The sequence below is a fragment of the Brevibacillus sp. HB1.1 genome (assembly GCF_013332445.1).
GTDB lineage: Bacteria > Bacillota > Bacilli > Brevibacillales > Brevibacillaceae > Brevibacillus > Brevibacillus porteri.
In genome coordinates this window covers 118,254-130,295 of record NZ_JABMIV010000007.1, presented here as the reverse complement: position 1 = coordinate 130,295, position 12,042 = coordinate 118,254, and the positions used below count along the sequence as shown (strand labels likewise).

At 48.8% G+C, this 12,042-nt stretch carries 14 protein-coding genes, 1 pseudogene and 1 other annotated feature (1 of these 16 cut by a window edge); all 15 genes and pseudogenes read right to left on the bottom strand.

The genetic code is table 11. From position 1 onward, the window contains the following. Positions 1 to 147, bottom strand: a binding site (T-box leader) (it extends 112 nt beyond the left edge of the window). Between the two features lie 55 nt (positions 148 to 202). The 15 genes and pseudogenes from HPY27_RS18845 to HPY27_RS18775 all read right to left on the bottom strand — a co-directional run bounded on the left by HPY27_RS18845 (position 203) and on the right by HPY27_RS18775 (position 11,799). After that, positions 203 to 1,408: an MFS transporter gene (locus tag HPY27_RS18845; protein ID WP_174225693.1), complete on the bottom strand. Its 1,206-nt coding sequence runs from the start codon at positions 1,406 to 1,408 to the stop codon at positions 203 to 205. 31 nt (positions 1,409 to 1,439) lie between these two features. After that, positions 1,440 to 2,003, bottom strand: coding sequence for a thioredoxin family protein (locus HPY27_RS18840; RefSeq protein ID WP_174225692.1), 564 nt, complete (start codon positions 2,001 to 2,003; stop codon positions 1,440 to 1,442). Positions 2,004 to 2,032: 29 nt separating this feature from the next. Next, positions 2,033 to 2,422: an IDEAL domain-containing protein gene (locus HPY27_RS18835; RefSeq protein ID WP_069845729.1), complete on the bottom strand. Its 390-nt coding sequence runs from the start codon at positions 2,420 to 2,422 to the stop codon at positions 2,033 to 2,035. A 62-nt stretch (positions 2,423 to 2,484) separates the two neighbouring features. Continuing rightward, positions 2,485 to 2,922, bottom strand: a complete 438-nt coding sequence (locus HPY27_RS18830; protein ID WP_017250937.1) for an RrF2 family transcriptional regulator — start codon at positions 2,920 to 2,922, stop codon at positions 2,485 to 2,487. A 205-nt stretch (positions 2,923 to 3,127) separates the two neighbouring features. After that, positions 3,128 to 3,508 (bottom strand): GNAT family N-acetyltransferase, encoded by a 381-nt coding sequence (locus tag HPY27_RS18825; protein WP_371813449.1) that lies wholly within the window; start codon positions 3,506 to 3,508, stop codon positions 3,128 to 3,130. Between the two features lie 72 nt (positions 3,509 to 3,580). Beyond that, complete coding sequence (locus HPY27_RS18820; RefSeq protein WP_017250935.1) at positions 3,581 to 4,561, bottom strand: quinone oxidoreductase family protein; 981 nt, start codon at positions 4,559 to 4,561, stop codon at positions 3,581 to 3,583. A 32-nt stretch (positions 4,562 to 4,593) separates the two neighbouring features. Continuing rightward, entirely contained in the window at positions 4,594 to 5,181 is a 588-nt protein-coding gene (locus tag HPY27_RS18815) for a DUF1802 family protein (protein ID WP_174225691.1), read from the bottom strand. 41 nt (positions 5,182 to 5,222) lie between these two features. Then, positions 5,223 to 6,281 carry a multifunctional transcriptional regulator/nicotinamide-nucleotide adenylyltransferase/ribosylnicotinamide kinase NadR gene (nadR, locus tag HPY27_RS18810; RefSeq protein ID WP_174225690.1) on the bottom strand — a complete coding sequence of 353 codons (1,059 nt, stop codon included), beginning with the start codon at positions 6,279 to 6,281 and terminating at the stop codon, positions 5,223 to 5,225. Then, on the bottom strand, positions 6,269 to 6,982 hold the full coding sequence (gene pnuC, locus HPY27_RS18805) for a nicotinamide riboside transporter PnuC (protein ID WP_017250932.1): 714 nt from the start codon (positions 6,980 to 6,982) through the stop codon (positions 6,269 to 6,271). Before pnuC ends, nadR begins: the two co-directional genes overlap by 13 nt. Then, positions 6,979 to 7,839 (bottom strand): TIGR02452 family protein, encoded by an 861-nt coding sequence (locus HPY27_RS18800; protein WP_174225689.1) that lies wholly within the window; start codon positions 7,837 to 7,839, stop codon positions 6,979 to 6,981. Before HPY27_RS18800 ends, pnuC begins: the two co-directional genes overlap by 4 nt. A 24-nt stretch (positions 7,840 to 7,863) precedes the next feature. Next, positions 7,864 to 8,772: an NUDIX hydrolase gene (locus HPY27_RS18795; protein ID WP_174225688.1), complete on the bottom strand. Its 909-nt coding sequence runs from the start codon at positions 8,770 to 8,772 to the stop codon at positions 7,864 to 7,866. A 268-nt stretch (positions 8,773 to 9,040) separates the two neighbouring features. After that, positions 9,041 to 9,333: pseudogene (locus HPY27_RS18790) on the bottom strand (phosphoribulokinase); the annotation flags it as partial. Between the two features lie 106 nt (positions 9,334 to 9,439). After that, positions 9,440 to 9,997, bottom strand: coding sequence for a GNAT family N-acetyltransferase (locus tag HPY27_RS18785; protein ID WP_174225687.1), 558 nt, complete (start codon positions 9,995 to 9,997; stop codon positions 9,440 to 9,442). Between the two features lie 264 nt (positions 9,998 to 10,261). Then, positions 10,262 to 10,462, bottom strand: a complete 201-nt coding sequence (locus HPY27_RS18780; protein ID WP_174225686.1) for a hypothetical protein — start codon at positions 10,460 to 10,462, stop codon at positions 10,262 to 10,264. 62 nt (positions 10,463 to 10,524) lie between these two features. Continuing rightward, positions 10,525 to 11,799: a cation:dicarboxylate symporter family transporter gene (locus HPY27_RS18775; protein WP_017250928.1), complete on the bottom strand. Its 1,275-nt coding sequence runs from the start codon at positions 11,797 to 11,799 to the stop codon at positions 10,525 to 10,527. Positions 11,800 to 12,042 lie beyond the last annotated feature (243 nt).

Sequence of the window (12,042 nt, the reverse complement as noted above, 5' to 3'; positions counted from 1 at the left end):
GGATTCCGGGTCAGCTTACTCCAAATGCTTCAGCTTTCCTTCTCGGAGAGGATTTTCGGCTAAGTCTTGAACGTTGGCTTTCAGCGCTAGGGCCAACTCTCTGGGGAACAAGGGGATTAGCTTACTCTTTCTCGTCAATGAATTTGTTGGTGTTTTGTTTATTACCTTACTTTTTACACTGGTTTCAAAAAAATGTCAAGGGTTAGGCCACGACGCGCTTCACGTTGCGACGGCTTTCCACCTGCGACAAGAACAAGCTGAGAATCAGGATAATCGCGCCGAACAAATACGGTGCGTTCAAATGAACCCCGTACAGCGTACCTGCCACTGCTGGGCCGAAAATATTCCCCAGACTCATATAAGCATTGTTCATCCCTGCTACGAAGCCCTGTTCATCCCCTGCTCGCTTGGAAATCAGCGTGTTGATTGCCGGACGCATAATCGACGTTAGGGTAAAGAAGATAACTGTCATAATCAGCATATACCAGAAGTTACCAGACAACAGCATCAGCACCATCGATACAGCAGACAAGAAGAACGTCACGTTAATGAGCTTCTTCTCGCCAAAACGAGTAATGAGCTTGCCGATTAGCGCTCCCTGCACAATCGTACCAGCAAGTGCTCCCACTGTGATAATGATAGAAATATCACGCGGAGTATAAGCGAACTTCGCATCGACGAACAGCGGGAAGATAACTTCGAAGTTCGCCAAGCCAAATGTCATCGTAAAGATCAGCACCAGCATGATGAAGTACGACGATTGAAACGATTTGCCGAGTTGTACGAAGATGTTTTCCTGCTTCTCTTTGCCTTTTCGTGCCGCGAGCTGCTTTTCCTTCGGAAGTGATTCTGACAAGAAAAAGATGGAACCAAGTGTGGCTACCGCACCAACTGCCGCAGAAATGTAGAACGGCATACGCAAGCCAAGCTCCGCCAAAAACCCGCCAATACCAGGTCCGATAACAAATCCGAGCGACATGGCAGCTCCGAGCATCCCCAGTCCTTTTCCACGTTTATCCTCTGTCGTGATGTCTGCTACATACGCCAGCATGGACGGAATCATCGCTGCTGCCCCGATTCCGCCGATCAGACGAGAAAGGTAGAGCACCCAAGTCTGTTCAGCTAAGGCAAAGACCAGATTGGAGATCGTAAACAGGACGAGTCCCGATACAATCATGATTTTTCGACCGTACTTATCTGACCATTCCCCCGCAATCGGAGAAAACAGAAATTGGGTCACACCAAAGGCCGCCACCAAGTATCCGGCTGTCTCCCCGCCCGCGCCGAACTCTTTAAGAAATTCGGGCAAAATTGGAATAATCAAGCCAATTCCCAGCATGGCGATAAACATGTTGATCATTAGGAAGAGAATCGGTCGCTGACTATTCTCTTGTTTACTCATATTCATTTATCCATTCCTATCCTATAGATTTTTCTCTTTAGCCTTGCAGTTTCGCTTTCACACTTTCAATCACCGTGCGCCAAATGGCAGGGTCTGTAGATATCTTTTGCTTGAAGTTGCGGTACAACTCCTTTTGCTTTTCCTCAAAATCTGGAGCGTCTGTAGCCGGCAATCCTGCACGGGCAGTCGTAATCATTTCCTGCACTTCTGGAGAGCGCGGGCCCCAAACTCTTGCCTCGTAGCCATCCTGGTCGAGGAAGATAAAGATCGGGATCGCACGTGCTGTGCCGTTGGTCAGGTATTGATCCATCAACTCCAGATTTTCGTCGCGGATGAGAAAGCGCAATTCGATGTTGCTTTCCTCGGCAATTCGCTGAATGACAGGAACGCACAAGGAAGCATCCCCACACCAGTCTGCGGTCAACACGATCCCTTTCCAATTGCGTTGGGAGAGATCACCAAAGAACGCCAGATCCTCGTCTGTAAATGTGAGCTGATCGTATACGCGAGACAGCTCTTCTTTGTTGACGTTCATGCTTTCTTTGTACGCAGCAAAGCTCATTCCTTTTTCAAACCAACTGTTCTGATTCACGTTAGACATACTCCGTACTCCTCCTGTATAGTGAAAAATTATTGCTCCCAAATAGCAGAAGTTCCCAAGCGATTGCGAATGGAAGAGCTTCTTGTTTGGCGGGCTTCTTTCCCTGACGTCTGTTTCATGTTGCTTGCCTTGGCAGTCAGGTCTATAAACCACTCTCTATCTTTGGTTGCGAGGGCGAGGTCGATCAAATCATGCATGTGTTCTTCATCATCAAAAGAACCTACTGGAATGCGTTCCATCCACTGTCTTGGAATCACCACCTGCTTGCCGATCGTCTCTTCGTTGTCGCATTGAACCACATAAACTTTCGCGGTACCTCGCAATGAATCATCTGTTTCGACGAAGCCTTGTACTAACTCGCCGAATTTGGTTTTGCCCAATACCCATTCTCCGACTTCCAATAACTCATCTCGATTCATTCCCGTGCACCTCCTAATTGTAACGGAAATAATTACAGTTTCCATGTTAAAAATTTGTAACGTTACTGTTGCGAACTCTCCTGACATCCTTGACGGACCTTATCTAATACGGTCTGGATCGTGATTTGTTCCAAATACTTCGTGAAGTACATCTCTGCTTCGGTAAAAATCTGATCCATGACTCCGTGCATATTCGCAGAAACCTGACACGCTTCTTGCGGATCTCCCGAACACCAGTGCGGCTTAAGCGTACCGTTCGAGATCGAGCAATAAATCTCGGCCAAGGTGACCTCATTCGGGTCGCATGCGAGTATATAACCGCCGCCAATTCCCTCTTTGGTCTTCACAAACCCGTTCTTACGCAGAATGCTCATAATTTTGCGGATTCTGGCAGGATTCGTACATACATTTTTTGCGATGAGCTCACTGCTTGCCATATGCTCTGGGATATGAGCCAACAAAGCCAAGCTGTGAACAGCTATGGTAAATTCACTATTCACGTCACAGACGGCCTCCTTGCGAAGAGTACTGTAATAATAATTCGTACAGTTACGAATGTCAACAATTGTGTGGGGGCAAACTTTTTTTAAAACCGAGAGGTTTTTAATCTGCGGTGGTCGGGGGGAAGCGCAGGCACATGTTTTCCAGTCGCCTTTTTCCTCACTTCGTTCGGGCGGTCTCCTTCCAAACATGTACCTGCGCTTTTCAGACAGCTATTGCTTCTGTGGTTCTTTTTTGAAAGAGATTTTTAATAAAAAGGATTTCATCGCGGATGGGGATGCCGTTGTCTGCGATGAGGGGGATTTCTGGTTTGCTTTGGCGGGCCTTGTCCACGGCATTGATGTACAGCTCGTGAAGCTGATAGCCTCTTTTTTGATAAAAGCCCATGGCGTGCAGGTTATCGTTGGTGGTGACGAGCTTCATGAGGTGGCAGCCTTTTTCTTTGGCGGTCTGCTCTACTCGATTGAGAAGGGCGGTCCCGATTCCTTTGTTTTCGATCACGCTGTCTAAGGAAATGATTTCACATTCCTGATCTTCGAGTACATAGGAAATAAATCCGTTGATTGCACCATCTTCACCCTTCACTGCATAGCATTCACCTCTCAAAAATGATAAAGAGAAAGCCCCTGCTTGTGAGTCAGCAAGGGCTCCACATCATTACGAGCGCACATCCAGCAGTACTTTTCCCGTGCTCGCCCTGCTCTCGACCCACGCATGGGCGCTCGCTGCGTCTTCCAATGCAAAATGCTTACCGATCTTGATGTCGAGCTGGCCATTCGCCAAATACTCCAAGACTTGCTTCGCTGTATCCTGCAACAAGTTTGGACGCAGCTTACGTGTCGTACCAAAGCTGAAGCCTAATACAGAGCGGCAGCTGGCATGCAGGTCGATGGTCTTGATCTGACCGATTTCGCCGCTAGCATTGCCGAAATGGACGAGTCGACCGTACCATGCGAGACACTCGAGACTACGCTCGCTCACCGTTCCGGAAATCGAGTCCAAAATGACATCGGCTCCCGCACCATCTGTCAGCTCACGTACCTTTTCCACAAAATCTTCGCGATCATTGCAAATCACATGGTCGGCACCGGCTGACAAGGCAAGTTTCGCCTTTGCTTCATTACCAACTGTGCCGATGACACGTCCTGCTCCAAGCAGCTTGGCCAATTGAATCGCCGTCGTCCCGATTCCGCCTGCCGCAGCGTGAATCAGTACGGTTTCCCCTTTGGCAATGCGTGCAACCTTCGCAAGCAGCTGATACGAAGTAAATGACACGACTGGGCAAGCGGCTGCTGTTTCCGTGCTGATGTGATCTGGCAAGGCAAAGGTCAAGCTCTCATCCGCCACAATATACTCAGCGTAAGATCCGTTGGCCGGAAATGCGATGACTCGTTGTCCCACCTTCAGACTTTGCACCTCTGCCCCTACCTGTTCGATCACGCCAGTCGCATCGAGTCCCGGAATAAACGGTAGCTTGGCTGCTCCCTTTTTTCCATATCTGGATTTGATATCGGCAAAATTGACACTGGTCATCTCGACGCGGATCAGGACCTGTGTAGGTGACATGGTCGGCATCTCGACTTCCGTATACTTCATCGTTTCCGGCCCGCCTAATTCCGTTACCAAGATCGCTTTCATGAGAACCCTCCAGGCAAGATCATAATGGAATGTTAGTTTTGCAGAATGGTCATGATCGCAGCTTTTTTCGCTGCGAACTCCTCGTCGGAAAGCACAGGGGTAAACGCAGCTCGCGGAATGTCCACCAATAGATCATGCCAAGATTTGCAGCCTTGATAAGCAACGTCAATCGGGATTTCTATCGGCTGCTCTAATCGATACATCCGCACGAACAAAATGTGCAACGGCTGTTTTTTCTTCCAATGCAAACGCACATCTGCAAAATTATCCGTCCAGATATGGAAGGGCGATAGCGCACGCAGTTTGGCTTCGTCCATCAACTCTACATCGTCGGTTACTTCGGCAAAATATTCGATCGTCACCGTCTTCTTATCCATTGTCCAGCCTTCAAGGGTCGCGTCCAAAAGGTGTTGGTAGTCTGCCTTTACCATGTCGCGCTTCTGGTGCTCATAGGTCGGATACAAATAAAATTGATTGTTTTCCAAGCGGAATTCTTGTGTTTCTTCGTATAATCCACCCTTGCGGATCGTGATGATCTGCTCACCTTCTCCAAGTGCTTTGACGGCGACTGCCCATTCCTTCAAGCTAAGGGGGGATAGCGGCTGTACGAACGACTGCATGCAGCACGGCTCCCTTCTACTGTCAGAATCGTTTGATGACTTTAGTCTAGCCCAATTCCAGCTCGTTGAGAAGTCGTCTTCAACAGTTGATCGACATGCTGCATAGCTCCTTGCAGTCTCTCGGCATAATTTCCTCGCAGTGTCACGTACGTAATTCCCCGCTCATCCAGCATCTGGCGCAGCTTTTCATGATTGTGCAGGCGCACTTGCTCCTCTCCGTGCACACGCAGTCCATCATCTACCCACGCGACATCTGGCTCCATGAACAGCCACAAATCGTACGCTTGCTCTTTGGCAATCTGGTCGAGAACAGGGAAGGTTTGCCCGGTGTACAGTTCGGAGTAAAACTGGGTGACAATCGCTTCGGTATCGATGAACAAGAGCTTGTTGGCTTTCTGGCGCGCTTCGTACTCTTTCATTTTGTGACCGTACGCGATATGCGGAAAATACTCCGGTGTCAAAATCGTATCGCAGCCCCCGACCTCTTCGCAGATTGTGCGTCCATATTCCTCGACAAACACGGTGTTGTAGATTTTCGCTAGATAACGGGCCAAGGTCGATTTCCCGCAGCTCTCTGTTCCTACCACCACTACCTTTTTGACGAAATAGGGCTGAACAACAGCAGGAATGTGCTGCCAATGGGTGTAGACACCTTCGTTGCGAATTTGGGTAGCGGAGATCGGCACTTGGCTGCGTGATTCATCGAGAATGATGTGCGATGCCTCCGGGTATAAACGGCGAAATATCGGATCGTAGGCGGACTCGGAGCTGAAGACCAGATCGATTTTTTTCCCGATCTTGCGCTTGATGTCCGCTGCTCCCGCCTCCCATTCGTAGTTCTCATCGCTATCCGCACAATCCTCGACTGCAAGCACTCGGACATTTTCCATGTCCTTGACCAGCGTGGACAGCCATCTCAAGCGCACTTCATAGGGAATTGGCTTGATTCCTGCCTCCTCACACAGCTTTCGGTCGCGAATCGAGCTATGCGAGAGAACGACGTACAGTTCGTCGCAGCGGCAGGCCGCCTGTGTAATCGCGTATACATGTCCCTGATGCAGTGGCAAAAATTTGCCGCCAATGAAGCCTACGCCCCCCATGTCTGCTCCTCCCTTTGCTTGCGGTACTGTCTCACCCAGTTCATTAAGCCGTAGATGGCATTTACCAAATAAGCGGACCACATAACCAGCATCGAGATATCACTTCCGTCCTTCAAAAACGCTACCAGCCACATGTAGATCGTGAACAAATCAATGATGATCCAGACCACCCACTGCTCGACCAAACGCTTCACCATAAAGAGCATCGCGATGACGGAGAGAACAGCCGTCAAGGAATCGACAAAAGGCAAGGCTCCGCCCATTTGCTTCAATACAAACCCGTAGACAATCGTTGTGATGATGCTCAAGATCGTCCACCAGATGCGTGCTCGGTTGGACAAAATCGTAATCTTGACGTCATTTTGTTTGACTTCGGACACGCGGTTTTTGCGCCACAGATAGAGACCTATGAATTGCATCGGCAAAAAATAGAGAAGATTCAGCATTACTTCACCATAGTACTTTTGCCCATACGCCACGAATGCGTACAAAACCACATTGATGATACCCGGGTAGTAACTCCACGTCTTTCCTTTGGCGACGAGCACGACACTCAGCATCCCTGTCAAAGACGCGATCAAGCCGATTAATGTATCATCCAGCGCGAAATACAAGTAGAGGGTAACGAGTGTAAACGAGATGAGCCATATTTTTTCAAACCAATTCCAGTCTGCTAAAAAGCCGGTGCTTTTCGCATTCATGCGAATCTCTCCTTGAACGCTCGCAGGTTTTCCTGGCGCGCAGAATTGTCATAGACGGCAAAAACGATGTGGTCAAAAAGCTGTGCATACTGCTCCTCAATCAAAACAGTCGCAAAGTAATCTGCTACGTCCTCCGCTTTGTTGCGGAATACTCCGCAGCCATACGCTCCCAAAATGATCGTCCGGTGGTTGTGAATGGCTGCTGCCCGCAAAATTTTCCGGATGCGCTCCTTCATGACAGGGCCAATCTTCGCGATATTTTCAGGCTCTCGCTCACGAACAACCCCCGCATTCACAGCAGGCGCCGTAACAAAAGACAAGAGGTATGGATCATGCAAAAGCTGGTCGCTTTGGTCGCGGAGCACAGGGACCAGCGGTGAATAAATCATGTAGTCGGAATAAAAGCAGGTTTTCAATTGGCGATGATAGGTGTACATTTCCTGCATTTGCACGATGCAAGGATACAGCCCGGAGGAACGCGCCAAGCTCTCTTCCTGCGCTTGGCTTCCCCCGAGGAATCCTCCGCCCGGATTTTTGGCGGAAGCAAAATTCAAGCATACGGCATCTGCTCGTTTCTCGTGAACGACGAGGCGCTTGGCTGCATCCAGGCTGGATTCCGAGGTAACCTCGACTTTGGCACGCAGCTGTGCAGCCGTTGTTTGATGCGATGGCAGTTGCACTGTGTCTGCTTCCAAATCATTTGGACGATACAGCACCGACTTGCTGATTGCAGCTGCTAGATCCTCCGTAATGCTCTTCTTTTCTCCCGCTTTGTTCAGGTAATAGCCCTGCTCTATGATTTGCAGCGTCTCTTGCGCGATTCGCACGCGCACGCTTCGATTGTGTCCCTGATTCATTGCGATTTCCTCCCTAGTACGGGGCTACGTCTGATCCATCCATTCCGGATTAAAGCGGAAATACTTGGATGGTCGGTGCCCGGCGTGTTTTCGATATTGATTCGTTTCCAGCACTTTGTCGGCTACCTTCCTCCGAAACGCCGCAGCCAACAGTTCACGTCCCAAAACCACCTCGTACACCTGTTGCAGATCGCTTAGCGTGAACAGCTCCGGCATTAAGGCAAAGGCGATGTCCGTGTATTCAATCTTGTTACGCAATCGCTCCAGTGCGTATTGAATGATTTTGGCGTGATCAAATGCAATGTTGTTCGTCTCTACAATTTCGCGGGTCTCACGTACGGTACGGCCCGTTACTGTTTTGGTGATCTTAATGGTGGCAGACAGCTCTTCACTCTCGTGCACAAGGCGCAGCTCCAGCCATTTTTCAGTAATGGAGCCGTCCGATGTCGCCGTCTTCGTTTCTTTCAGCCACCTGTCCTCGATGCGGTACCACTCCGCTTCATCTGCATCATCCCCTGCTTGCAGCTGTAAAGACGAGCTATCTACCAAGGCCATGTACGACGTGCTGATGACCCATGTCCGCGGATCTCTGCCCGTATCTCCCCAGGTGTAGAGCTGCTCCAAGTAAATGTCGTCTACGTTTGTTTCCGTACGCAACTCGCGTCTGGCTGCCTCCTCCAGACTCTCCCCAGGTGTAACAAACCCGCCTGGCAACGCCCATTGGCCGATATACGGATGCTCCCCACGCTTCACAAGCAATATTTTCAACGACTTGGGCGAGAGCTTGCGGTAATTGTCCTCCAGCTCATCCATCACGGTGAATACCAGCATATCGACTGTCACAGACGGCCGCTCGAATTGGCTGACATCATAAGCCTCCAAGTACTCCCGTTCGGTTTGACCTCGTTTATTGACATAAGGTTTATCGTTCATGCAATCGCCTCTTTTAGCTGCTGAATTGTTGTTGTTTTTTGTTATTAACAAATTGTTATTATCAAGTTGTTGGTATCATATTACTCTTTCCTGTTTTTGGTGTCAACTAATAAAATCAGAGTAGGTTGTTATCAAAAAAGCTACGTTGTGTTCAGTGAAAATAAAGTATTAGACCGGAACCCCTTATGGTACAAGGAGTTCCGGTCTTCTATATCACTAGATATTTGAAAATTAGTTTTAGACTGACTCATTTTAACTATCGATCCCGTTAGCTGAATAATTTAAAATCAAATGTATTTTTTTCTAGACATAATCCTTCATCAGAAGCTTTGATAATAATATCAAACCGCTGACTGTACGGATGCATAAACACTTCGTACTGAATCCGACGTTCTTCATGTGACTGCTTTAAATAGTTGATATCGGTTCTTCTGCTGATGGATGACAAGCAGTCATTTTATAACGGTGATTTTCGTTTTGATATGTATAGTCGATAATTGTATGCTTTCGTATGTTCGAACTAACAATATACGAATCTGTATTAATGTAATTCACTTCATTACATCAAATAGGATCTGTCCTTGCGACAGCTCCACGCTAGCCATTCGATCAGGGCAAGACGGCCGATCGGTGGCCTCGGCGAGCCGTCGCGCTGTCGGGCATGAGCTCAATCGGACGGCGTGCCCGGGTACCATACGCCGAGCCACTGTTCGGCGCCGTAGTCCTCGAACCGCTCCACCTCGGTGAACCCCAGCTTCACCGCGACACGCATCGAGGCCTCGTTGGCGGTCTGGGTGGAGAGCACCACCGGCTCGCCGGGATGCGCGTCGGCGAACCAGTCGAGCGCCGCTGCGCACGCCTCGGTGGCGTACCCGTGTCCCCACGCCTGCGGTAGGAACATGTAGCCGAGCTCGGGCTCCCCGCCCTCTGGACGGATGTGACCCTTACGCTCCGGGTCGCGCCGATCGAGCGTGATCATGCCGATCGTTGTTCCGTTGAGCTCTACCACGAAGAAGCCGAAGCGCTGCCCGGGCACTTCGGGCAGCGCGCGCTCGAGCTCGTCACGCGGTCGGGAGCCGCCGACGTAGGTGCCCACCTCTGGTGAGGCGAAGAGGTCGATCAGCGCCGCTCGGTCCCGGGCCTTGGACTGGCGGAGCACGAGCCGCTCGGTCTTGATCGGGGCAGGTGGCCAGGTGACGGGGTGCACTGTGATATCATCCGACATGGTGTAATCTCCCTTCTCTATATTAATTCTGTTTGTCCATGTCTAACAGCATATATCATTCATGTATTCCTCCTTGAGACCACCTAAGATAATTTCTTCAAGGTCGCTCTCTTAATTTCATAGTTCTTCAATAAAATACCCCTTTTAAGTAGTTTCCCCCAAATGTTCGATATTCGGTAAAATATTCAATTCCCCTTTTTTGGTTCATTGTTCTAAACTGCTAGTCTCATACTCTATTAATCAGTCTAAAAATTTGTTATCTCTCTACACGTAGAAGAAGCGCATTTCCAGACCAAGTGCCTCTGGAGCCCGCCCCAGCGTAGGAATAAATGGCGGGTCAAGTTTGAAGCGATCTCGCCATTTATTACGAAGCGGACATTTATACCCCTTGAGGGGCGTAGGCCGAAGCGTAGACTGGAAATGCGCTTCTTCCACCACCAAAGCCACTTTTTTAACCAAATGCAAAAAAGCCCCCTGCCAGCTCATTCACTGACAGGAGGCTTCTTAAAGACTTTTTGTTGCTTATATTAAGCAGCAGTCGGATCGGCTTTTACTGCCTGAACATAATCGTCTGCTTTCTTTTTGTCGAACTGACCTTCCCAACGAGAGATCACGATTGCTGCCAACGCATTACCTACTACGTTAACAACTGTACGAGCCATATCCATCAAACGGTCTACACCGGCGATGAAAGCAAGACCTTCTACTGGGAGACCTACAGAGCCGAGCGTAGCCAACAGTACTACGAACGATACTCCCGGTACACCAGCGATCCCTTTGGACGTAACCATCAGTACGAGCATCAGCGTGATCTGTGTGCTAATTGGCATGTGAATACCATACATTTGCGCAATGAACAGTGCAGCCAGTGCTTGGTACAGTGTGGAACCATCCAGGTTGAAGGAGTAGCCTGTCGGAATAACAAAAGACGTGATCGCCTTCGGACAGCCCATCTTCTCCATTTTTTGCATAATTTTAGGCAGTACAGTCTCGGAGCTGGAAGTGGAGTAAGCCAACAACAGCTCGTCCTTCAGTACACGCAGAATGGAAGTGATTTTGACTCCGCTGATACGTGCAATGGTGCCCAATACCACCAAAATGAAGAACAACATGGCAAAGTGAACCAAAATAACCAGTTTGCCCAATGGAATGAGCGATGACAATCCAAACTTGGAAACGGTAACACCAATCAGTGCAAAAACACCAAATGGAGCAAAACGCATGATTGTGTTTACAACCCAGAACATCGCGTCTGCAACCCCATTGAAGAAGTTGAGAACGGGCCTTCCTTTTTCCCCTGCTGCTGCTACACCAAGTCCAAACAGAACGGAGAAGAAAATAATGGCTAACATGTCGCCACGAGCCAGTGAATCAAACACATTGGTTGGCACAATATTGACGAATGTTTCCACCATGCCGTGGCTTTGTGTCGTTTCTGCCGTGTCTACATACTTGTGGATATCGGTTTTGGTAAGAACTGTTCTATCCACACCGACACCTGGTTGAAAAATGTTCGCCGCCAAAAGACCAACGATAATGGCAATCGTGGTAACGATTTCAAAATACAGAATTGTCTTACCACCGATTTTGCCCAGCTTCTTCATGTCACCTACGCCTGCTACGCCCACAATAAGCGTGGCAACAACGATCGGAACGACAATCATTTTAATCAATCGGAGAAAAATATCACCGATAGGCTGTAAATAGGTCGCCACTGCCGGGTTGCCGTAAAAAATAGCACCCACCAGGATACCCAGAATGAGACCGACGACAATCTGCATCGCTAATCCAAACCGCTTCATTCTGACACCTCGCTATGAAAGATTAAGATGTGACTCTCAAGTCGATATGCTTACACGCATCAAACTTGAGTGGTATATAGGTGAGAATCATATCATGACTTTTTGTGTTTTCCCCTTTTTTATATTCTTTTCATTTCTTTATTTTTTCTGATAATACGCTATCGAATCGCGATATTACTGGGCTCATTGTGTTCGCTTCTGGAAAAATGATAAAATAAGGGAATCAATTTTCAGCGATTTTTC

Coding starts and splice junctions, on each gene's coding strand:
- HPY27_RS18845 (WP_174225693.1), bottom strand. CDS start 1,408: ATGAATATGAGTAAACAAGAGAATAGTCAGCGACCGATTCTCTTCCTA.
- HPY27_RS18840 (WP_174225692.1), bottom strand. CDS start 2,003: ATGTCTAACGTGAATCAGAACAGTTGGTTTGAAAAAGGAATGAGCTTT.
- HPY27_RS18835 (WP_069845729.1), bottom strand. CDS start 2,422: ATGAATCGAGATGAGTTATTGGAAGTCGGAGAATGGGTATTGGGCAAA.
- HPY27_RS18820 (WP_017250935.1), bottom strand. CDS start 4,561: ATGAAAGCGATCTTGGTAACGGAATTAGGCGGGCCGGAAACGATGAAG.
- HPY27_RS18815 (WP_174225691.1), bottom strand. CDS start 5,181: ATGCAGTCGTTCGTACAGCCGCTATCCCCCCTTAGCTTGAAGGAATGG.
- nadR (WP_174225690.1), bottom strand. CDS start 6,281: ATGGGGGGCGTAGGCTTCATTGGCGGCAAATTTTTGCCACTGCATCAG.
- pnuC (WP_017250932.1), bottom strand. CDS start 6,982: ATGAATGCGAAAAGCACCGGCTTTTTAGCAGACTGGAATTGGTTTGAA.
- HPY27_RS18800 (WP_174225689.1), bottom strand. CDS start 7,839: ATGAATCAGGGACACAATCGAAGCGTGCGCGTGCGAATCGCGCAAGAG.
- HPY27_RS18795 (WP_174225688.1), bottom strand. CDS start 8,772: ATGAACGATAAACCTTATGTCAATAAACGAGGTCAAACCGAACGGGAG.
- HPY27_RS18785 (WP_174225687.1), bottom strand. CDS start 9,997: ATGTCGGATGATATCACAGTGCACCCCGTCACCTGGCCACCTGCCCCG.
- HPY27_RS18775 (WP_017250928.1), bottom strand. CDS start 11,799: ATGAAGCGGTTTGGATTAGCGATGCAGATTGTCGTCGGTCTCATTCTG.